Annotated in this window: 21 protein-coding genes; 7 read left to right on the top strand and 14 right to left on the bottom strand. The window is 42.5% G+C overall.

Going from position 1 to position 21,753, the window contains the following annotated elements:
- Positions 1 to 405 precede the first annotated feature (405 nt).
- On the top strand, positions 406 to 1,170 hold the full coding sequence (gene pgeF / locus BUQ89_RS03280; protein ID WP_036572745.1) for a peptidoglycan editing factor PgeF: 765 nt from the start codon (positions 406 to 408) through the stop codon (positions 1,168 to 1,170).
- Positions 1,171 to 1,240: 70 nt separating this feature from the next.
- Entirely contained in the window at positions 1,241 to 2,041 is an 801-nt protein-coding gene (locus tag BUQ89_RS03285; RefSeq protein WP_028461035.1) for a ZIP family metal transporter, read from the top strand.
- Positions 2,042 to 2,099: 58 nt separating this feature from the next.
- Here BUQ89_RS03285 and BUQ89_RS03290 read toward each other — a convergent pair whose 3' ends face one another.
- The 10 genes from BUQ89_RS03290 to BUQ89_RS03335 all read right to left on the bottom strand — a co-directional run bounded on the left by BUQ89_RS03290 (position 2,100) and on the right by BUQ89_RS03335 (position 11,947).
- The gene (locus BUQ89_RS03290) at positions 2,100 to 4,697 is read right to left on the bottom strand and encodes a glycosyltransferase family 39 protein (protein WP_036572741.1); all 2,598 of its coding nucleotides are present in this window, start codon (positions 4,695 to 4,697) and stop codon (positions 2,100 to 2,102) included.
- A 46-nt stretch (positions 4,698 to 4,743) separates the two neighbouring features.
- Positions 4,744 to 5,742: an endolytic transglycosylase MltG gene (mltG, locus tag BUQ89_RS03295; RefSeq protein ID WP_028461034.1), complete on the bottom strand. Its 999-nt coding sequence runs from the start codon at positions 5,740 to 5,742 to the stop codon at positions 4,744 to 4,746.
- Between the two features lie 20 nt (positions 5,743 to 5,762).
- Positions 5,763 to 7,004 carry a beta-ketoacyl-ACP synthase II gene (gene fabF, locus BUQ89_RS03300; RefSeq protein WP_028461033.1) on the bottom strand — a complete coding sequence of 414 codons (1,242 nt, stop codon included), beginning with the start codon at positions 7,002 to 7,004 and terminating at the stop codon, positions 5,763 to 5,765.
- Positions 7,005 to 7,039: 35 nt separating this feature from the next.
- Positions 7,040 to 7,276, bottom strand: coding sequence for an acyl carrier protein (gene acpP / locus BUQ89_RS03305; protein WP_028461032.1), 237 nt, complete (start codon positions 7,274 to 7,276; stop codon positions 7,040 to 7,042).
- Positions 7,277 to 7,434: 158 nt separating this feature from the next.
- Positions 7,435 to 8,175 carry a 3-oxoacyl-ACP reductase FabG gene (gene fabG, locus BUQ89_RS03310; protein ID WP_028461031.1) on the bottom strand — a complete coding sequence of 247 codons (741 nt, stop codon included), beginning with the start codon at positions 8,173 to 8,175 and terminating at the stop codon, positions 7,435 to 7,437.
- A 55-nt stretch (positions 8,176 to 8,230) separates the two neighbouring features.
- Entirely contained in the window at positions 8,231 to 9,169 is a 939-nt protein-coding gene (gene fabD, locus BUQ89_RS03315) for an ACP S-malonyltransferase (RefSeq protein WP_028461030.1), read from the bottom strand.
- A gap of 3 nt (positions 9,170 to 9,172) precedes the next feature.
- On the bottom strand, positions 9,173 to 10,132 hold the full coding sequence (locus BUQ89_RS03320) for a beta-ketoacyl-ACP synthase III (RefSeq protein ID WP_028461029.1): 960 nt from the start codon (positions 10,130 to 10,132) through the stop codon (positions 9,173 to 9,175).
- The gene (gene plsX / locus BUQ89_RS03325; protein ID WP_028461028.1) at positions 10,129 to 11,169 is read right to left on the bottom strand and encodes a phosphate acyltransferase PlsX; all 1,041 of its coding nucleotides are present in this window, start codon (positions 11,167 to 11,169) and stop codon (positions 10,129 to 10,131) included. Before plsX ends, BUQ89_RS03320 begins: the two co-directional genes overlap by 4 nt.
- Positions 11,170 to 11,238: 69 nt before the next feature.
- Positions 11,239 to 11,418 carry a 50S ribosomal protein L32 gene (rpmF, locus tag BUQ89_RS03330; protein ID WP_028461027.1) on the bottom strand — a complete coding sequence of 60 codons (180 nt, stop codon included), beginning with the start codon at positions 11,416 to 11,418 and terminating at the stop codon, positions 11,239 to 11,241.
- A gap of 28 nt (positions 11,419 to 11,446) precedes the next feature.
- Positions 11,447 to 11,947, bottom strand: coding sequence for a YceD family protein (locus BUQ89_RS03335; RefSeq protein ID WP_028461026.1), 501 nt, complete (start codon positions 11,945 to 11,947; stop codon positions 11,447 to 11,449).
- A gap of 57 nt (positions 11,948 to 12,004) precedes the next feature.
- Here BUQ89_RS03335 and BUQ89_RS03340 point away from each other — a divergent pair, with 57 nt between their 5' ends.
- The 5 genes from BUQ89_RS03340 (at position 12,005) to BUQ89_RS03360 (ending at position 17,051) form a co-directional block, all read left to right on the top strand.
- Entirely contained in the window at positions 12,005 to 12,601 is a 597-nt protein-coding gene (locus BUQ89_RS03340) for a Maf family protein (RefSeq protein WP_028461025.1), read from the top strand.
- A 1,693-nt stretch (positions 12,602 to 14,294) separates the two neighbouring features.
- Positions 14,295 to 14,711, top strand: a complete 417-nt coding sequence (locus BUQ89_RS03345; RefSeq protein WP_028461024.1) for a hypothetical protein — start codon at positions 14,295 to 14,297, stop codon at positions 14,709 to 14,711.
- A 52-nt stretch (positions 14,712 to 14,763) separates the two neighbouring features.
- Positions 14,764 to 15,051 (top strand): HPr-rel-A system PqqD family peptide chaperone, encoded by a 288-nt coding sequence (locus tag BUQ89_RS03350; RefSeq protein ID WP_028461023.1) that lies wholly within the window; start codon positions 14,764 to 14,766, stop codon positions 15,049 to 15,051.
- Positions 15,052 to 15,061: 10 nt separating this feature from the next.
- On the top strand, positions 15,062 to 15,970 hold the full coding sequence (locus BUQ89_RS03355; protein WP_028461022.1) for an HprK-related kinase A: 909 nt from the start codon (positions 15,062 to 15,064) through the stop codon (positions 15,968 to 15,970).
- Positions 15,963 to 17,051 carry a nucleotidyltransferase domain-containing protein gene (locus BUQ89_RS03360; RefSeq protein ID WP_036572736.1) on the top strand — a complete coding sequence of 363 codons (1,089 nt, stop codon included), beginning with the start codon at positions 15,963 to 15,965 and terminating at the stop codon, positions 17,049 to 17,051. Before BUQ89_RS03355 ends, BUQ89_RS03360 begins: the two co-directional genes overlap by 8 nt.
- Before the next feature lie 67 nt (positions 17,052 to 17,118).
- Here the strand turns inward: BUQ89_RS03360 and mgtE are convergent, their stop codons facing one another.
- The 4 genes from mgtE to BUQ89_RS03380 form a co-directional block, all read right to left on the bottom strand.
- Positions 17,119 to 18,561, bottom strand: a complete 1,443-nt coding sequence (mgtE, locus tag BUQ89_RS03365) for a magnesium transporter (RefSeq protein ID WP_028461020.1) — start codon at positions 18,559 to 18,561, stop codon at positions 17,119 to 17,121.
- Between the two features lie 201 nt (positions 18,562 to 18,762).
- Positions 18,763 to 19,500 (bottom strand): monofunctional biosynthetic peptidoglycan transglycosylase, encoded by a 738-nt coding sequence (mtgA, locus tag BUQ89_RS03370; protein WP_083399505.1) that lies wholly within the window; start codon positions 19,498 to 19,500, stop codon positions 18,763 to 18,765.
- 236 nt (positions 19,501 to 19,736) lie between these two features.
- The gene (gene aroE, locus BUQ89_RS03375) at positions 19,737 to 20,555 is read right to left on the bottom strand and encodes a shikimate dehydrogenase (protein ID WP_036572731.1); all 819 of its coding nucleotides are present in this window, start codon (positions 20,553 to 20,555) and stop codon (positions 19,737 to 19,739) included.
- 286 nt (positions 20,556 to 20,841) lie between these two features.
- Complete coding sequence (locus tag BUQ89_RS03380; RefSeq protein ID WP_245813030.1) at positions 20,842 to 21,747, bottom strand: energy transducer TonB; 906 nt, start codon at positions 21,745 to 21,747, stop codon at positions 20,842 to 20,844.
- Positions 21,748 to 21,753 lie beyond the last annotated feature (6 nt).

Raw genomic sequence — 21,753 nt, forward strand, 5'->3', positions numbered from 1 at the left:
ATCTTGCACTATAATTTGATGTCAGATGAATTTTTGGATGCATGACGGTTGAGGCTTAAAGATAAGATCGGATATTAAAATAGACATTACGAGATTTTTACAAAAGCTCTCAGCATAAGTTTTATACTATTGATTATAAAGGATTAATTTTTAAATCATTGGGGTTTTACAAAGATCTCATTACATACAGGTGTTCATGCTACGGACATCTGGGGTAAAACGTTAAAATCTGCCCGTTTGACAATTGTTGGATAGGATAGGTGAGTAGCAATGGATTGTATGTGGCGATTTGTTATGTGGTCGTGTATTACCGGTGTCTCTTAACAAGCAGACTGATTCATATATTGCTAGTGTATTTTACGCGCCGCCGATTACTAGAATCGGACAAATAGTGAGAATTAATATATGCCCGATATGAATGATTGGATTATTCCCGATTGGCCGGCGCCCAGTCATGTTAAATCAATCTTTACCACCCGCTATGGCGGTGTAAGTAATGGGCCCAATGGAACTTATGCTTCCCTTAATTTGGGTGCTCACGTGAATGATCGTCCATCTGATGTTGCATATAATCGGGCATTGCTGTGTAAACATCTGCCGGGAGAACCCAGGTGGTTAAAACAAGTACACGGTGCCTTGCCTGTTTGGATAGATAACAGTGATGGTTTGCTTGAAGGTGATGCGGCATTGAGCCATCAGCAGGAGACAGTTTGTGTCATACAGGTGGCTGACTGTCTGCCAATATTTCTGTGTGATACCGCAGGAATAGTCGTGGGCGTGATTCATGCTGGCTGGCGTGGATTAGCTGCGGGTATTATTGAGAAGTCGGTCTCAAAAATGAGAGCAGGCCATAGTAATAGGGAAATCATGGCTTGGCTAGGCCCAGCAATTGGTCCTGAGCATTTTGAAGTGGGTGAAGAAGTACGTACAATCTTTTTGGATCACGATCAGGCATCTGAACCTGCTTTTTCGGCGCAGCATAATAGGCCAGGTAATAAATGGTTGGCTAATATCTTTTTATTGGCACGTCAAAGGCTTGCGAAAGCAAACGTGACTGAAGTTTATGGTGGTGGCATTTGTACTTTTAGTGATCCCACGAGATTCTTTTCTTATCGCCGTGATGGTGAAACCGGGCGTATGGCTGCGCTTATTTGGCTGGAAAAACAATAATCCCTCGATAACTTATTAAGTTACTTGCATAGAAGGCGTATAATCCCGTCTTTCCATGTAAATTAATCTTATGTCTACGCTTGTCTGGATCATTGGAGCCAGTTTGCTCGGGGGTATATTGAGCCTATTGTTTGCAGCTGTGCTGACACTTAACACAAGCGCTGCATGGGTTTCAATGCTGGTTTCTTACGCGATTGGTGCCTTGCTGGGTGCTGCTTTTCTGAATACACTACCCGAGGCATTTGAGATCTCCGAAGATCCAACACAGGTAACCGCTATGGTGCTTGCTGGGATTCTGCTGTTTTTCATTCTGGAAAAACTGGTTTTATGGCGTCACTGCCATATGGAGCAATGTGAAGCGCATGATCCGTTGCATGGTTATACGGCTGTTACAGCGACGAATGAACATGACTATGGACGCAGCGGATCGATGATTATTTTGGGGGATACCTTTCATAATTTTGTTGATGGTATTCTCATTGCGACTGCGTTTATGGCAGATATACAACTTGGAATTATTACTTCTATTGCAATTATTGCGCACGAAATACCCCAAGAAGCCGGTGATTTTATTATTCTCCTCAATTCCGGTTATACACGTCGACGCGCTTTACTACTGAATATACTGTCTAGCTTCGCAACCCTGGCAGGAGGAATACTGGCTTATTTCATGTTACACAAGCTGGATCATCTCATTCTGCCTTTATTAGGACTAGCGACTGCGAGTATGATTTATGTGGCGATGTCAGACCTGATCCCGGGTTTACATAAGCGACCTGAAATTGGTGCTACTATTCAGCAGGTTACGCTTATTCTTTTGGGGATCAGCTCCATCTGGATGGTTAATAATTTCTTTGCACATGCGCATTAGTAATATTAGCGTGACTTTGACTTGATTGTAGCGCTCGAAGCACGTGAAGTGAGTTTTATTAATTTAATGAATGGGCCTCTATTTTTCCTGTGAATCCTTGTGCCATTCGGTAATAAACACGGCGTAGTGGTATGCCATGCTTATCAATCATGCGATACTGAATTAGATCCGGTTGATCAAGCATTTGACTCAGATCATCACCTGCTTGATTGCGTTCTAGCTGGTGGCGTTTCATTCCCACGAGGATAATTGGCCGGTTGGTGGGTTGTTGTGATGGAAACCAGAAATCATACATCGCAGCACTATCGCCAAACATATTACGTGAGCGAATATCCATATGACTGCCATTTTGATTATAGAAAGATAAAGCGCTGGCAACGGACCACTTGCTCATGCCAACCACGATAGGTTTTTTTCCGGTTTGATGCTGTACTGTTTCTACAATCCGTTCAATCTCGATTGTTGCTTCGCGCCAGAAATAGTGTTCTGCAAAGATCTGATAGGGGATACCTGGTATACCCAGTACGACATAGTGAAGTATAAATGCATAGATAAACATGCAGATAATAAGAGTAGGCTGCCAGGCCTTACGTAAGTAGCTTGACAATACACGCATATCGCCCGTTTGCCCGATCATCCAGGCTATCGTCGGTAAGATGGCGAGCCAGATTGGGCCAGTCCAATGGAAACGAGGTAGATCAAAAGTACTCAGAATCAAAAAAATCAATAATGGAATGCCGGTAAATATCTGTACAAATAGACGACGCCTGTGTTCATATTGATCTTGTGTGTTCGGATTATACGAGAACAGAATGAATGCTGCAGCGAAGAAGCCTACTGGCGTAAGCATAATGATGATATGGAGAATCAGGTAATGCACCGAGAAGTGATAATCATCCGCTAGGAGGCGTGTTGATTGAAATAAAAATGATGCCCAGTTATTCTCGATATTCCAGATAATGACGGGAGAAAACAGCAGTAACGCAAGTATCGCCGCAAGATATGGATGTGGTCGTTTCATCCAGCGCCGTGCAGTTGGGTCTATAATGACAAAGACCAAAGCGGCAATACCCAGTAAACCCAGTGTGTATTTGGATAGTATACCCAGTCCGAACGCGATACCCATACCGAGCCAGGCTGAATTACGGCCGTTTATCAATGCGCGTTCCATATAATATAACGTAGCTATCCAGGCAGCGACTAATGGTGCATCTGGTATCATCAACAGACCAGAACTAAATCCAAAGGGTAAAACAGCTAATAACATTACCGCACGCATTGCGGTTGATTTGCCGTACAGATTATATGCAAATGCATAGAGGTATCCCATTGCTACCAGGCCACAAAGGAATGCTCCAATTCTTACACCAAATTCATTCTGCCCCATAATGCCTGTACCTAGCCAGATCAACCAAGCGACCATAGGGGGATGATCAAAAAAACTCAAATCCATATGCTGAGCATAATTCCAATAATAGGCTTCATCCGGAATGAGTTGCGCTAGGCCAGAGTAGACCAGGCGTAGCAATATAATAAAGATTACGATGCCGATTGAGGCAACGCGCCAGCGTATATCAACTGACGGAAGATTACTTTTATCTGGAAATACATAAAAAGCAGCACCGAAATAATTAACGATCGCAGTTGCGATGATTGCCGGATAAATCGCGATCGTGGCGGGTATATGTCCAACATAGACTAGCAGGGCTAATATGCCTCCACGCAGTAATAAGGCGAGCGCTCCAACAGTTAGAAAGCGTGCGAACTGGTTCCACTTTAAACAGTCTGTGTGATGCTGCCGAAACGCCCATTTTGAATTTAATGCATAGTTTACAGTTGCCGCGGCAAGGAAGCCCAGAATATGAGCTGTGGCCAGCCCAGCGGCTTGATTAATCAGCCATTGGAAAACAAACGCATCGATGAATACGCCAAGCAAGCCAACCAAGGCGAACCGACCGGCGGTATTTACATTGATTGCACCGCCGGCCAGTATCATTAATCTTTGAAGATAAGCCCATTGATGAGAAATCGACAGTTTAGAAGTCCCGTGCATGCGATCACGAAAACAGATGGGAACTTCGAGTATTCGATATTTGCCTTGGCCCGCCATGAGTAGCTCAAGTAAGATTTTGTAGCCGTATGCTTTATCGGATATATGGGCTGAGAGTTCTCGACGAAATGCAAAAAAACCGGAAGTGGCATCACTAACATCGCAGATCGATCGCGCCAGCCATCCGCCAATGCGGGATAGGCAGTGCCGATATAACGGCCAATTTTCAGTACTGCCGCCTGCTTTATACCGGCTGCCAATGACTACATCATAATTGTTATCCAGTATCGGTGTAACCATTGTGAGTAACTGCTCAGGCGGATGACTGAGATCGGCATCCATCACAACGATGGCGTTGCTGTGTGCGGCTGCTACGCCGGCTAGGATTGATGCCGTTAAATCCGGCTTTCCTCGTCTTTCAATGAGATGTACATTTGCATGGCTGGTCCAGATTCGAACTTTCTCAGGTGTACCATCGGTTGAGTTATCATCAACAATAATAACTTCGAAATTACCTGGATCAAGATGGAGTGCGAAGAGACGAGTTAAGAGTAAGTCAATATTTTGAGATTCATTTAGAGTAGGAACTATTATGGAAAACTGCATTATGTAGCTCTACTAATTCTAATTGGGGACTGTAACGTGGGAGACATTATGGTGCCGAACGTTTCTGATATTTGGCGACGGCACGATTATGCTCAGCCAGGGTAGCTGAGAATTGCGATTCTCCATTTCCCTTTGCAACAAAGTATAAAGCATCTGTTTCAGCAGGATTGAGTACGGCCAAAATCGAGGCTAATCCTGGCATAGCAATGGGGGTTGGTGGTAGTCCCGAACGTGTGTAGGTATTATATGCGTGATCAGCTCGCAGATCTTTTTTACGTAGATTTCCATCAAATTCTTCACCTAAGCCGTAAATAACGGTAGGGTCTGTTTGTAGGCGCATTCCTAATCTTAATCGATTCATAAAAACACCGGCTATTTTGGTACGATCACTTTCCAAGCCAGTTTCTTTCTCAACAATAGAAGCTAGGATTAAGGCTTCATATGGGGTTGTCAGCGGTAAGGATTGAGCGCGGGTAGACCAGATAGCTTGTAATTTATCGTGCATCCTATGATAGGCGCGCCGTAAGATATCGATATCACGACTATTTTTCTGAAAATAGTAAGTGTCTGGAAAAAATAAGCCTTCCGCCGCTGTCTCACTTGCTCCAATGAGTTGTAGAACTTCCTGATTACTGAAGTGAAGGGTATCGTGTCGAATTGCCGGATGTTCGTTTAATACCTGTCTAAGTTGTAAAAATGTCCATCCCTCAAGAAATTTGACTTCATTACGCCTAGCATCTCCCTTGATTAAATATTCCAGTAAGGCCGTTTGTGAGAGATTGCTAGTCAGTATGTAGTCGCCTGCCTTGAGCGAGGACTCATTACCCATGAGACGTGATAATAAAATAAAAGACCAGGCATTGGGAAGCACGCCCTCATCAACAAGTTGACGTGCAATATTTTTTAAGCTACTGCCGGGTTCAATCGAAAACTCATAGGGTGTAGCAGGAAGCTGGGTGTCTGCATTAATATGATAATGGAGATATCCAAGAAATAAGAGAATCGCTGATAAAATAAGAAAGGAAAGCCGTTTTAGTGTGCGCATGCACCACAACAGTATATAAATTATGCTTTACGAAAAACAAGCGTACCGTTAGTTCCCCCAAATCCAAAAGAATTCGATATGGCTACGTCTATTTTCATATCTCTTGCTGTATTAGGGATGTAATCCAGATCACACTGTGGATCCGGATCCAAAAGATTAATTGTGGGTGGTGCAATTTGGTGATGTAATGCGAGTATAGAAAATATGGCTTCTACACCGCCGGCTGCACCCAGTAAATGCCCTGTCATTGATTTAGTGGAATTGACCACCAGTTTCTCAGCATGAGCACCGAAACAACGCTTTACAGCGATCGTTTCAGCAATATCACCAAGTGGCGTAGAGGTGCCATGGGCATTCACATAATTTACTGCGCTACTATTTATATGCGCATTTTTAAGTGCATTTGACATACAGCGCGCTGCGCCTTCTCCATCTTCGCAGGGAGCGGTCATATGAAAAGCATCTGCACCCATGCCAAATCCTGCCAATTCAGCATAAATTTTTGCACCACGACGTTTAGCATGTTCCATTTCTTCCAGGACAATAACGCCGGCGCCTTCGCCGAGGACAAAGCCATCTCGCCCTTTGTCCCATGGTCGACTTGCCGTTGTAGGGTCATCATTGCGGGTTGATAAAGCTTTTGCAGCCGCAAAACCACCAATGGCAAGTGGGCTGACACACGATTCAGCGCCACCGGCGATCATGATATCGGCATCGCCATATTCAATCATTCGGGCAGAATAGCCGATACTGTGAGTTGCAGTGGTGCAGGCGGTAACAATCGCGATATTGGGTCCTTTATAACCAAACATAATAGATAAATTACCGGCGATCATATTGATAATGGTGCCAGGAATAAAGAAGGGCGATATCTTACGTGGTCCCCCAGCATGGTAGGCAGTATCAGTGTTTTCAATCATAGGAAGACCACCAATACCAGAGCCAATGTTGACGCCAACACGTTCTGGCTCTAGATTGGTTGTGTCTTCAATCCCCGCATCCTTGATAGCTTGAATAGCCGCCGCCATACCATAGTGGATAAAAACATCCATACGACGTGCGTCCTTAGCTGTCAAGTATTGTTGGACATCGAAACCCTTCACCTCTCCAGCAATTTGAGAAGAAAAATTTGATGCATCAAAGCGAGTAACCCGAGTAATGCCGGATTTTCCGGATACAATATTTTCCCAGGCATCTGAAAGTGTGTTTCCAACGGGTGAGACAATACCCAACCCGGTAATGGCTATCCTGCGTTTGGACAAAATAACTCCAATATTAAATACGTAAAGATAAGATATTAGTTTGTGTTAGAGGTAACGTAATCAATAGCTTCCTGGACGGTATTTATTTTTTCTGCCTGTTCATCGGGAATTTCGCATTCAAATTCCTCTTCTAATGCCATAACTAATTCCACGGTATCGAGCGAATCGGCTCCGAGATCGTTTACAAAAGAGGATTCATTTTTAACTTCGGCTTCATTGACACCGAGTTGTTCGGCTACGATTTTTTTTATGCGTTGCTCTATATTTTCCATCTAAATATTTCCTTCTCAGGTAAGAAAAATTCCGGCATTTTAACAAATTTTCAATGTTAGCAAAACTGAAATATAATTAGAAATCACGAATGTAGTGTTTATAATGGGAGTTCAGAACAAGAATAAATTATCTTGTTTTTCTCTATGTCACATTATAACTAATCCATATGCATTCCCCCATTCACATGCAGCGTAGTCCCAGTAATATATCCTGCAGCGGATGAAGCAAGAAAGGTGACTGCAGAAGCAATTTCTTCAGGCTGCCCTAGTCTTCCTAATGGAACGTGTTGAATCAGGTTTTGTTGTTGTTCGGTAGTAAGCGAGCGCGTCATGTCGGTATCAATAAAACCCGGAGCAATACAATTGACCGTAATATTGCGACTACCTACCTCACGTGCCAGCGATTTGCTAAAACCAACCATACCGGCTTTGGCAGCGGCATAGTTTGCCTGACCCACATTTCCAATTGAACCAACTACTGAAGAAATATTAATGATACGACCAAAACGGGCTTTCATCATGGGGCGGAGTACTACTCGACTTAAACGGAATACCGACTTCAAATTAGTTTCCATTATTGCATCCCATTCTTCGTCCTTCATGCGGACCAATAAATTGTCGCGTGTAATACCCGCATTATTGACGAGAATTGTAATCTCGCCCAATTGTTCTCGTATAATTTGTACCGTATTATTAATCTGTGTCGCATCGTTCACGTTCAATGCAATCCCCATACCTCTGATATTAGCTTTATCCAGGTATTGGCTGATTGTTTCGGCACCGCTTTGGGTTGTGGCTGTACCAACCACGATAATTCCCTGATTGCCTAATTGCAATGCAATAGCCTGTCCAATGCCGCGACTGGCGCCAGTTACTAATGCTATTTTATTTTCCAACATCTATCTCCATGAAGAGTATCGCTCATAATGATGCGTAATCAATACCCATCCTGTTCTATTTCAATATATTGATAGCCTGTCTAATAGCTTCACTATCGGTTAATGCCAGGCTATGTAAATCTCGATCTATACGTTTGTTCAGTCCTGTTAGCACCTTACCAGGGCCACATTCCGCGATATGAGTTACGCCAGCGGCAGCTAAGGTTTGAATGGTGTCTGCCCATCGTACTGGACTATATAACTGTTTTACCAGGCTATCCCTGATAGCAGCATCACTCTGGTGTATTTGTACATCAACATTATGAAAAATAGGAATTCTTGGCGGTTTAAAGTCTATTTTTTCTAATTGTTGATACATTTCTTGTGCGGCTGATTTCATTAGTGTGCAATGTGAAGGAATGCTCATGGGTAACATGACAGCACGTTTGGCACCTTTTGTCTGAGCCAGTTTAATTCCTTGAGATACGGCATTTCTATGGCCTGCAATGACTACCTGACCGGGTGAATTAAAATTTGCCGGTTCCAATGATTCTCCGTCAGCATTATTAGTTACTTCAATACAGACCGCTCGTATTGCATCATCATCTAGTCCTAGTATTGCTGCCATTCCCCCGGTGCCATCTGGGACCGCTTGTTGCATTACCTGTGCGCGAAAACGCACCAATGATAGCGCATCAGTAAAAGTAAGTGCTTCTGAGGCTACCAAGGCAGTATATTCTGCGAGGCTGTGTCCTGCCATAAATGCCGGTTCTGTACCACCTAGACTCATCCATGCCCGATATACTGCAATACCTGCAATCAGCATTAACGGTTGTGTATTGATTGTAAGATTTAGATCATCAATCGGATTATCATTAATGATTGCCCAGAAATCTTGATGGAGAATATCTGATGCCTCGATAAATGTTTGGTGCACAATCGGTATATCCGAATACCCGTGCATCATGCCGATTGATTGTGACCCCTGCCCAGGAAATACAAATGCAAATTTCATAAGTTACCAGCGGAGTAAAACCGCCCCCCAAGTAAAGCCGCCCCCAACACCTTCGAGTAGCACATATTGATCAGAGTGGATGCGTCCATCACGCACAGCAACATCCAATGCTAACGGAATGGAAGCAGCAGAAGTGTTGCCATGCTCATGAACCGTTGCGACTACTTTCTCCATGGGGATGCCCAGTTTTTTTGCAGTAGAGCGTATGATACGTATATTTGCCTGATGTGGAATCAACCAATCTATATCAGATATTTTCAGATTATTTGCAGCGACCGCTTCATGTACGACTTCCTCCAGTACTTTTACGGCAAACTTAAAGACGGCATTTCCATCCATACGGATGTATGGATTACCCTGTAGGCCACCGCCACAAATATTGCCAGGTACAGAAAGCACTTTACTATAACGCCCGCTGGCATGAAGATGATTGGATAATATTCCCGGTTGATCGCCTCCGGTTAGTACTACTGCGCCCGCGCCATCACCGAATAATACACAAGTACTGCGATCATTCCAGTCCACTATATTGGAATAAATCTCGCTACCTACTACCAATGCATTCCGACATTGGCCTGCGCGAATAAACATATCAGCTGTAGCAAGCGCATAGACAAATCCACTGCAAACAGCCTGTACATCAAATGCAGGGCAATCCTCTATTCCCAATTTGTCCTGCAAAATACAAGCAGTGCTGGGAAAAACCATGTCTGGCGTTGTCGTGGCAACGATGATCAGATCAATATCCTTAGCCGCTACATTGGCCGCATCCATCGCCATCAGGCTGGCGTTGAGTGCCAAATCACTGGCAACCTGACCCTTTGCTGCGATATGTCGCTGGGTGATACCCGTACGGCTGCGTATCCACTCATCGCTAGTGTCAACCATGCGCTCAAGGTCATGATTAGTAAGAATCTTTTCTGGTAGATAGCTACCTGTTCCAATGATTCTTGAATACATCATTTTACAGTTTCTCTCGGAGAAGGTTTGGAGTGATAAGACAGTTCTGCAACGCGCTCACTAATACGACGTAGCATTCCGCCGCGTGCCTCATCAACCGCACGCTTAATAGCGGAGCAAAATGCATAATTGTCGGCAGAGCCATGACTTTTAATAACGATACCACGTAGCCCTAGCAGACTGGCACCGTTATATTGGCGATGATCTACCCGGTTCTTGAAGGCATTAATTACTGGTTTGGCAAAAATACCTGCAAATTTTGTGAATAGGTTACGTTGAAATTCTTCGCGCAAGTAGGTCGCGAGCATTTGTGCTAAGCCTTCCGAAGTTTTTAGAGTGACATTTCCGACAAAGCCATCACACACCACTACGTCAGTTGTGCCTTTGTATATATCGTTACCTTCAACATTGCCATAAAAATTAAGCCCGCTATTACGTAACAGCTCTGCTGCCTGTTTTACTATTTCATTTCCTTTAATTTCTTCTTCGCCTATATTCAATAGGCCTACGCTTGGTAATGCTTTATCTTCTACTGATGAAACCAGAGAGGCGCCCATGACCCCGAATTGAAGTAAGTGTTCTGCGCTACAGTCAACATTTGCACCTAAATCTAACATATACGTATGACCCGTGATTGTGGGCAATATAACTGCCAGTGCAGGGCGATCAATACCTGGGATTGTTTTTAACACAAAGCGGGAAGTTGCCAATAATGCACCCGTGTTACCTGCACTGATGCAAGCCTGTGCTTCACCATTTTTGACCAGATTAATAGCAACCCGCATCGAGGAATCTTTTTTATTCCGTAGCGCCAGGGCAGGCGATTCATCCATACCAACGACTTCACTTGCAGCATGCAGTCTTAAACGCGGGCCCATCTCAGCCTTGATCGCGTGTAATTCCGATTCAATTGCATCGGATATTCCTACCAGAATGATATTGACTTCAGAGTCTTGACGAAGATAATCAACAGCTGATGGAACGATTACATGGGGGCCGTGATCACCACCCATGCAGTCTATCGCTACAGTAATGTCCAATTTGGGAGCTCTTATGACTGGAAAAGGCTATGTGCTTGACGTGGTAGTCTGGAATAATAGAATTTATATTTAATCGTTCTTAGTCTTGATCACTTTTTTACCGCGATAATAGCCATTGGGGCTAATATGATGACGTAAATGCACTTCTCCAGTGCTGGGTTCCACCGCTAGCGGTGGCTTAATCAGAAAGTCGTGCGAACGATGCATGCCTCGTTTTGACGGAGATTTTTTGTTTTGTTGAACGGCCATTTTGTGTTAACTCCTTAAATAATTCTAGTTAGTGCGTTTTTTTTAATGCTGTCAGTGCAGCAAAGGGATGCGTCAATTGTTCTGTACTATTTTTAACTAAATGATCTATTTTGCATGTGTCCTCCTGATGACACGGCGTCATGGGTAAATTTAGAATAATTTCATCCTCTATAAGTACCCAAACATCAATACTGGGCGTTGCCAAAATAGTATCAATTGAATCCTCTTCATCATATTGGCAAAGTTCAGCTTCATTTTCTACCAGTAGTAGGCTTGTTTTGAGATCAATTGCATGTGCCATTTTGTCAAGACAGCGTTGGCAATAGAGATTAACTTCACCTTTAATGCTGATTTGCAGTGTTGGTTTATTATCCTTATTCAGTCTTCCATCAATGGTGTAAATTAATTCATTAGTATTGTCAAATAGATAATCTTGTAGCCGCTCTAGTTCTGCGAGCGGAATTTTACCATGATGTGCTCCCGAATCGCGTACGAAATCAAGCAGGTTTATGACAAATCGTGCAGACATAATGGGCGCATGTTATATTTTTTACCTTTAAGTGTCAAAATCATCCAGAAGGTAATCTTGAAAACTCGCAATATCACTCAAAAACTTATACTAGGGTCAAGTTCCATCTATCGCCAGGAACTTCTCAGGCGATTAGAAATCCCGTTTGTAACAGCCAGCCCAGAAATAGATGAAACGCCTTTGCCAAGCGAGATACCAGAAAGGACCGCTGTTCGTTTAGCTGAAACTAAAGCTCGCGCTGTTGCTAGAACTTATACCGATGCGCTGATAATAGGCGCTGATCAGGTCGCGGTGCTAGATGGTATCCGGTTGGGCAAGCCTTTAAGTCATGCAAACGCAACAAAACAGTTACAGTTTATGCGCGGGAAAAAAGTGGTATTCTACACCGCTTTAAGTCTTCTTAATAGTCGGAGCGATTACATGCAAACGCGTGTTGTTCCTTATTATGTCAAGTTTCGCCAGCTAAGCGACCAACAAATTGAGAATTACCTTACCAGAGAGCAGCCATATCATTGTGCCGGTAGTGCCAAGTCTGAAGGACTGGGGATTGTATTGATTGAAAGTATGACGGGTGATGATCCTAACGCCCTGATTGGATTACCCCTGATTGCGCTAGTAGGAATGTTGGCACAGGAAGGAATTGATATTGTGTAATCGGATATTGTGTAATCGTTGTATTCTGGTAATCTCGGATGTGAAGCTGTTCTATTCATTCTGACCTAATTCAAGTCGCGATGAGTGATTAATGTTAGGTTGGTAGCGATTCCCTGTCGAGTATATAATCCTGACGCTATGAGCGGATTCTTAATTGTGAATTCAGTTGCCTTGACATTATTGTCGGTTTGCTGACAAATACACTTGGCCTGATCATTTCAGGGTGAGGTATTTGTTCATGAACTGGATCATCACCAGCATGCGTTGCCTTTTGCACAGATAGCAGATAAGACATTTCAACGGCAGAACGGCTTTTCGGATCAGGGAAGATGTGGATGTGATGATGTGCCTGTATTTTTCCGCAGCGGAACGATATCAATCCTTTTTCTTTATGCTTCCGTCGTTGATGTCGACTGCTATAGGCAAAGAAATTTTAGCTGTATTTATTCCTGCTTCAATTTCCGAATCAATTTTGGATTCGCTATTTCATCCTCCTCGACATGCTGCAAAACCGTTAAAGCCTTAGGTCGGGCAATGTCAATGTAAATTAATTTATGTAAAATGATGTTGAATAGCCTTAAATATCAGGCTGTTGAATAGATGCTGGTACTCTTTAAAAGACCGCTGCATAACTGTATTTTTAAGCTTTTCTGATTACTTGCAGCATTGATAAATCAAACACTTAAAAATCTTGCTCAGCCCGAGATAACCAGTTATGCAGTGGTCTTTTTAATATTACACAAATGGTTTTATTCATTGCCTGGTAGATAGCAAACCAGATGTAAATATAAATCTTGTAGAGGGTTCTTCATTGGTATGGCGCTAGATGCAATGATTATCGGATGGGATCGCATGATTCCAGAAGACAGAGCGCATGAGGTTTTGCCGCCTAACCGGGATGCGGCGCTTGATTGAGAATGGGCAGAAGGATCTAAGGGTGGAAAATTATTGATGGCGGGCGAATTACGTGACAGCCTCATTGGTTATGCTATCATTTATTCGTGATTTGCGCGCGCAGGGATACGCATTAAGCGATGCGGTTCAAACAGGCGCCCTGGCACGCCTGATCTTGGCCTGGTGACTACAGTAACAGATGCGGTTGGCTTTGTTCCTATGGCATTGGCTGCAAGTATTGGCGTAGACGTGTAGCGGCCCTTGGCGGTCGTGGTAATCGGAGGCGTTTTATCCCCTGCGGTATTAATTTTATGGATGCTACCGGTGCTTTAACAAATAAGGGGCAATAAAAAATTGCTCATACACGAGCAAATTCAGGTATAACTGTATATCAGCATCTAGTCTAGCCGATTTATCGATGAGCGCGAACCTGCTAGTACGAACTGATTTATCTTGATGCAATAGTTCATTTCGATATCGTGATGATTGTCGAAATTTATTACAACTGATAATGTGGTGCTCATTTAGTGAGACTATTTTTATTATAACTTTATGTATTTGTTGTTCTAATATTTTAGTCATTAATTTGGCATGTATTTTGCTTCTGATCTTTTAGAGAAACATTGCGTGAGATATATGATTGATAATAGGGATGGTTGGTTATATCTCAATGTTATTAGGAAACAAGGTTGGTTGTTTTTTTAATTGATTGATATGCCATGTTATGAATTTTCACATACTGTTAGCGAAGTGGTGGTTAGCTTAAAACTTCCTAATCTATCATGAGAGGTCAATATAAATGAGTGAAGAACAATTACGTAAACAGACTGAACAGCCTATATTAAAAGATTCGGAAGGTAATCCGTCGGAAGGTAAAAGAAGACGATTACTCAAAGGTGCGGTGGCGATTCCTGTGATTATGACGCTGCACAGTGGTGCTGCATTGGCTCGTACGAGTAACCTCATAGGGGAAGTTGGAATTGATGATGATGTCGCTAGAAACGAGCATGGTGATTTATATTGTCTTAACCATGAAGGGCAGCCGGATGGCAGTAAATATGATCTAGGAGATAGTCCTACAGCCACTCTTGTGGATAGAGATCTTAAACCGAAGCAGCAGGCTAAGGAATGTGAAAGGCGGGGTGGAATCATGGTTTCATCAACGGCATTTAATTCGATCAGTGCCAGAGTTCCCATATTACCGCCGACAATATAGGTCTATTTCAATCGGCCGAGTATTTTTAGATTCAAAACCATTCGATGCATAGATGAGCTCAGAAGTGATCTGGCGATCCACCAATTTTTCGTCTTTGCGAATAGAAGAGTGGGATGATGAATTCACCGTTTATCAGCCTGATTCTGGAAAAACCCATTTTATAAATCAGATGGGTATGCATGTTATTTCCACGCTTAATCAGACACCAGCATCAATAGATGAAATCTGCAGTGATCTGGCTAAACGATTCCAGTTATCCCCTGATCCGGATTTTGTATTGTCGATCAGAAAAGTATTGTATCGTTTTGAAGCATTAGGATTGATCGAGAAAACTGGATAGGAATCTTTTCATGTTTGTGGGGCAGCTTTCATTTAAAGAAGTCACTACCTTGCTTTCAAACACGGGGCTTAGAGTTGAAATGGGGCCTTTTAACGTGTGCATCAATACCAATCATTCATCGCTTTCGAATCATCTCTATAAGCTGTATAAGCATTATAAGCTGGCACAGGATGAAATAGCCGAATTTCATGTGCGTGTTGTTTCAACTCGTTCAATAAAAGCACCATTCTCTAACCAAATTGGTTTTTTGCTTGATGGATATTCACCATTTTCACTTTTTCCGCCTGAACAAGCGCTTGTGGCGTTGGAATGGGGAATTAACCTTGCTATTGCAGTTCGCGTTAACCATTTGCTGTTATTGCATGCAGCTGTAATTGAAAAGAATGGTCATGCAATTTTATTCCCGGCTTGGCCAGGGAGTGGTAAAACGACACTATGCACTGTTTTGGTGCACCGGGGATACCGCCTGTTTTCTGATGAATTTGGATTAATGGACCCCGGGCAGGGGCGCTTTCTTCCAATACCGCGTTTGATGCCACTTAAGAATGAATCTATTCGTGTTATCAGAGATTATTTACCTGAGGCCATATTGGGGCATGAAATATCCAATACCCAGAAAGGTACGGTCGCACATGTTTGTCCACCCAAGGAAAGTATTATACGCTCGGGAGAAACTGCAAAAGCAAACTGGATTTTGTTTCCTAAATGGATCGCAGGGGCTGCATTAAAACTGGATCCACTATCTGACTCGGAAGCTTTTTTATTGTTGGCGAGTAATTCGTTTAACTATGAAATACTGGGTGAGGCCGGATTTCAGGCTATTACACACCTTATCGAAACCTGTCGCTGCTATAAACTGGTGTATTCTAATTTTGATGATGTCTTAGAAGCAATTGATACATTGACTCGTGATGCATAAGTGGCAGGACCATCATAAGCTATTACTGCTTGGGCTGACTAACCCGGCGCGTCTGGTTGAATATAATGCGGCTGATTGGGAATTATTGTTAAGGCTGGCAAGAAAGGTAAAATTGCTGGGACGCTTAGCAATAGAGCTGAATAAAAGAAATTTGCTGGAAAAAATTCCCATACGAGCAGCCAATCAACTTCACTCAGGCCTTATTCAAGCTCAAAAACTCCAGCAGTTGACATATTGGGAATTGAATCGAGTCTTATGGGCATTACGAAAGGTTGATGCGCCAATTATTATCCTAAAAGGCGTTGCTTATTTGCTTGCCGGATTACCTGAAGCGAGTGGACGTGTTTATGTCGATCTGGATCTCATGGTTACAAAAAGTGATATGTCACATGTTGAATCGGTCTTGCAGAAAAAAGGGTGGCAGCATCATGAACTCTCAGCTTATGATGAATATTATTACCGAGTATGGAGTCATGAAATTCCACCATTGATTCACATTGAAAGAGAAACGGAAGTAGATATTCATCATACTGTTGCGCCGCCGACCAGCCGATTAAAAATAAAGCCTGAGTTACTTTTTGAGAGTGCAGTAGCCGTAGATAGCTTAAACGCGCAAATACTCGGCCCGGAAGATATGGTGCTACATTGTGCGGTTAATTTGTTTCAAAATAATGAGCTGGCCAATGATTTACGCGACTTGCTGGATTTTCATGATTTACTGCTGTTTTTCTATAGGAAGGAACCGGATTTTTGGAAAAAATTAATTACACGAGCAAATCAGCTGTGTTTAGGGCGTCCCCTGTTTTATAGCTTACATTTTAGTCGTGCCATATTTACAACGCCGATTCCTGATCATGTTGCGGATAACCTCAATGAGAAACCGGGCAGAATAATCTTATGGATTATGAATGGTTTGGTTCCATTGGGCTTATTCCCATTACATCCAGATCGACCGTCTAGACGTGCGGTAATCGCCCGATTCTTATTGTACATACGTAGTCACTGGATACGGATGCCACTTTACCTCTTGCTACCCCATTTAGCGTACAAAACATTTCTGGCGGTCTCTCAAAAGAAGTAAATAATTCTATTCATAGAATGGGAGTGCTCTCTTATTGGGATAGAACGTATTGATTATAAAGCTTAATCTATAACAAAAAGATTGTGGCCAGCCCTAGGAAAATAAAGAAACCGCCGCTATCAGTAACAGCGGTAATCATTACACTGGAGCCAATTGCAGGATCACGACCACATTTACTCAATGTCAATGGGATGAGTACGCCTAATAACGCAGCCAAAAGAAGATTGAGTATCATTGCAGCGGTCATGACTAATCCGAGTGACGCATTCTGATAAATAATAAAGGTAAATAGTCCGACAATACCACCCCACATTAAGCCGTTCACAGCGCTCACCCCGAGTTCTTTAGCGATTAATTTCCAGGCGCTATCGGTATTGATCTGTCCTAATGCCAGTGCACGTACAATCATGGTAATTGTTTGATTACCAGAATTTCCACCAATTCCTGCAATAATAGGCATAAGTGCCGCTAGTGCAACCAGTTTTTCGATTGAGTCTTCAAATACGCCAATGACGCGTGAAGCAATAAATGCGGTTACCAGGTTGACAGCCAGCCAGAACCAGCGATTCTTTACGCTTTTTAATACAGGCGCAAAAAGATCCTCTTCTTCGCTCAAACCAGCTAAGTTTAGTGCTTCGTTTTCGGCTTTTTCACGGATAAAGTCAATGACTGCATTGACTGTGACGCGGCCTAGCAATTTATCATCCACATCGACTACCGAGGCGGAAACAAGGTCGTAACGCTCAAAAGCATAGGTAGCTTGTTGTGCATTATCATTAGGGTGTAGCTTTACCATTTCTTTGGTCATTACTGCGGCAACTTGGGTTTCTGGATCGCTGACCAATAACCGACTGACCAATAATACTCCCTTGAGATGTTCGTCTCTATCTACTACGAATAGCTGGTCAGTATGGTCAGGTAATTCATCTAAGCGTCTTAAATAACGCAAGACAACTTCCAATCTGACATCTTCGCGGATAGTAATGACATCAAAATCCATTAATGCACCTACGGCATCTTCGGGAAAAGACATGGCAGCACGAAGTTGTTCGCGTTCTGTAATAGGCAACGCCCATAAGACATCTTCCAGTACATCTTGAGGGAGATCGGGTGCAAGATCTGCAATCTCGTCAGCATCCAGTTGCTCTGCTGCGGCCACTAATTCTGTATTACCCATGTCTGTAATCAGCGTTTCGCGAATAGCATCGGAGGCTTCTAGCAACACTTCCCCATCATGCTCTGCTTTAACCATATTCCATATCAATAGACGATCTTCCAATGGTAAGGCTTCTAAGACGTAGGCAATATCAGCAGGATGCAGTTTGTCAAGTAAGCATTGAAGCTCAGCCAGATTTTGCTTTTGTACAGGGGACTGGGTAAGTGCCTGATCCGGCTTTTCCTGTAGATTTACAAAGCCTTCAACGAGTTTATATTTGTGCAGTAAACAAATAACGCGTTGTAGAGGGGTCTGTGCTTCCTGGTTTTCATCCTGATTGTTGATTTTGGTCATAGCAGATTATCCAATGGAAAAATAGCAATGGCAAAATAGCACTCACTATTTTGATGAACTAATTTTATAATTTCATTTGTCATACTCAGCGAGTATAGATAAGCGAAAAGTATAAATCCTTCCTAATAGGCATAAAGCATTTCACGTCTGGTCTATAGACGAGTCGAAAGCGACTGGATTCATCTGAAATTCAAGGGGGTATCAAGGAATTTCTGCGGAATGTAATCGTTTGAGAAAAATTTTTCCTTTTTTTAATAGCCGTTGCGACTGACGATTTTTATCATAATAACGGGGATTAGTAACCATTGCTGCAAGATAGGTCGCTTGTTCTGCAGTGAGCGATAAAGCAGGTGTAGCATAATAGTGGTGAGCGGCGGCTTCCACTCCAAATATGCCATTTCCCCATTCGATGATGTTTAAATAGATTTCCAGGATTCGACGTTTTGACATAATATTTTCCAGCATTAATGTAATAATCGCTTCCTGGATCTTGCGTAATAGTGATTTTTTATCAGAGAGAAATAAATTTTTTGCGAGCTGCTGACTAATAGTAGAGCCTCCGGCAACCATCCTGCCAGCTTCTAAATTTTTCTCAAACGCATTCTGTATGGCATCAAAATCAAAGCCCTTGTGATTCTTGAATTTAGCATCTTCGGCGACAATAATGGCTCGCTTCATCTGAACAGAGATCAGCTCGTAGGGTATCCATGTTTGAAATAAAGTTGCTGCCGCATCCTTTTCCCGCATGACATTTAATCGGTTTTGCATAAATGCGCTGGTTGTTGGATTATAGACATTCCAGTAGACAACATGACTAAGAATCCATAGCTGGTACAGGAATATGGAATAAATAAGTATAAAAATAAACCGCCAGATCCAGCGCTTGAGAGTTTTTCTTCCGTATGTTTTATGGGGTTGTCTCGTAATAGAATTTTCCAAAATTTTAATTGTTAATAATTAATTTGTTGTATAGTAAAAGATGGATAAATTCCATATTACGAGACAGTTCCCTTATGTGATATCAAATTTCACAGAAATGAGCTTGTTGGTGGCGGCGAATAACCCAGATCATAGCAGGTGAAGTTATTGCTTATCTCAAACTAGAAATGGCATTAGTATGTCATGTTGACAGGGGGCAGATGGGTACGGCATATGGGAAAATATGATTCTTCGGTTTATGTTTTTAGCTTGAGTATTTCTATTATGCTGTTTGTTTCTGGCCTGACCCCGCGCCATAAAAAAAACGATTCAGCTGCTTGTTCAACCAGCATGCCAATCCCATCTGCCAGATATCGAACGCCTTGCTCTTTAGCAAACCTTAAGAAAGGGGTAGGTTCGTTGCTATACATCATGTCATAGGCTAATGATTCCTCTGTGAAGTTATTGGGAGATAATGGCGGTAATTTGTCATGTAAGCTGGCAGAAGTCGAATTAATAATAATGTCAAAACCCTGATCTGAAAAATCCGGATAGTCGCCAGATGCTATATTTCCATAGGTAATGAATTGTTGATGTAACCTGTTTGCTTTATGTTTCGTACGGTTGGCGATAACGAGTATGGCTGGTTTTTGTTCCAGCAATGGTAAAATCGTGCCACGCGCAGCCCCCCCTGCACCCATTAATAATATTCGTTTATTTGTAATGGGCATGCCTAGGTTGACTGCAATATCACGTACCAATCCAATGCCATCGGTATTGTCACCCAGAATTTCATTATTATCGAATTTAAGCGTATTAACTGCCCGAGCTAAGCTGGCTCGTTCAGTTAAGCGGGTCGGTAACTTGTATGCTTCTAGTTTAAAGGGGACGGTGATGTTTAAACCTTTTCCGTTTTGTTGATAGAAGTGTTTGACGGCTATCTCAAAGCCATCTAATGGTGCAAGAATTGTTTGATAATGCATCTCTTGACCGGTCTGGTGGGCAAACTGGGTATGAATGAACGGTGATTTGCTATGAGAAACTGGATTGCCGATAACAGCATATGAATCGATCATGGGCCTAGGATTTTATGTGTTAAACAAGAACCAAATAAGCTAAAGCTTAGTGAGTATGTGATTAGAATTTATTAAATCGGCTGGTTGAAACCTTTGTAAAACCTCAATAGATGAAAATTAACTATTTACAATCAATAGGTTAAAATTTGTAGCGAGAGCTTTTGCAAAAGTCTCCATAAATGAAACCGAAGTTCTTTTATGATGCAATGCTGTAAAATCCCGTGAATCTTCTGAGACCTGATAGTAAACGGATTTACTTATACATTCAATCAACGGTAGCCGACTATTATTGGCTGAGTAATTGATCAGAGCGGGTAAATACCCAGGTACGTGTAATGTGCAGAATATCTGTATCATGGCTGATATCGGGTGGAAAAGATGCAAATCCGTTTTGGCCTGCAAGCCTCACGATACGTATAGCAGCCTCATCTAGAATTTGTTCTCCTGATGAGCGATTGATACCAATTGATTCCAGGCTGCCATCGGATCGAATGCCAACGGTAAGCTGTAAGCTGCCATAAAGCTTGCCTTTTCTGGCTTCCTCAGGGTAATTGAGGTTGCCTATGCGTTCTACCTTAATACGCCAATCTTCAACATAACGTGCGAATCGATACTCTTTGGTATGTGCACCGATAAACTTTCGCTTTGGGCGTTTTTGATAGGTATCGTAATCTTGTGAGATTTGTGCCTTTAAGCGAGCAATATCAAGGCTGCGTTGGAGTAAATTGCTGGTATCCGATACATGATTTTTATCGGATGAGTTTGTCTGTGAATCGGGTTGATCAATATGCTGCATACTTTCTGTAGCCGTTATTAATTGCTTTGCTTTCTGCTCGAGTTGTTTAACTTTCTGCTGAGAAGTTACATTATCTATTAGAGGCTTGCTTTTAGGTAATGCCGGAAAAGGTGTTTTGGCACGACGATTATCATCAGTATTTCCACCGCCCTCTAAATTTTCTTGCGCAAGTATTTTAGTTTGGGTTGGTTCTGATGAGGACTTGTTATTAACCAGGATGACTTCTAAAGATGTGGCAGTTTTATTAAAGCTCGAGTCTGGGAATCGAAAAGCGACGCCAAATAATATAGCTGCATGCAGCAACAGCGAGAAAAATATTGCTACAAGCAAGCGATTCTTCTGTAAGCGCTGTTGATTATGAAATAAAGAAAATAAAGGCTTTAGTATATTGAGGATAGTTGC

Origin of the sequence: Nitrosomonas cryotolerans ATCC 49181 (assembly GCF_900143275.1) — a bacterium.
Lineage (GTDB): Bacteria > Pseudomonadota > Gammaproteobacteria > Burkholderiales > Nitrosomonadaceae > Nitrosomonas > Nitrosomonas cryotolerans.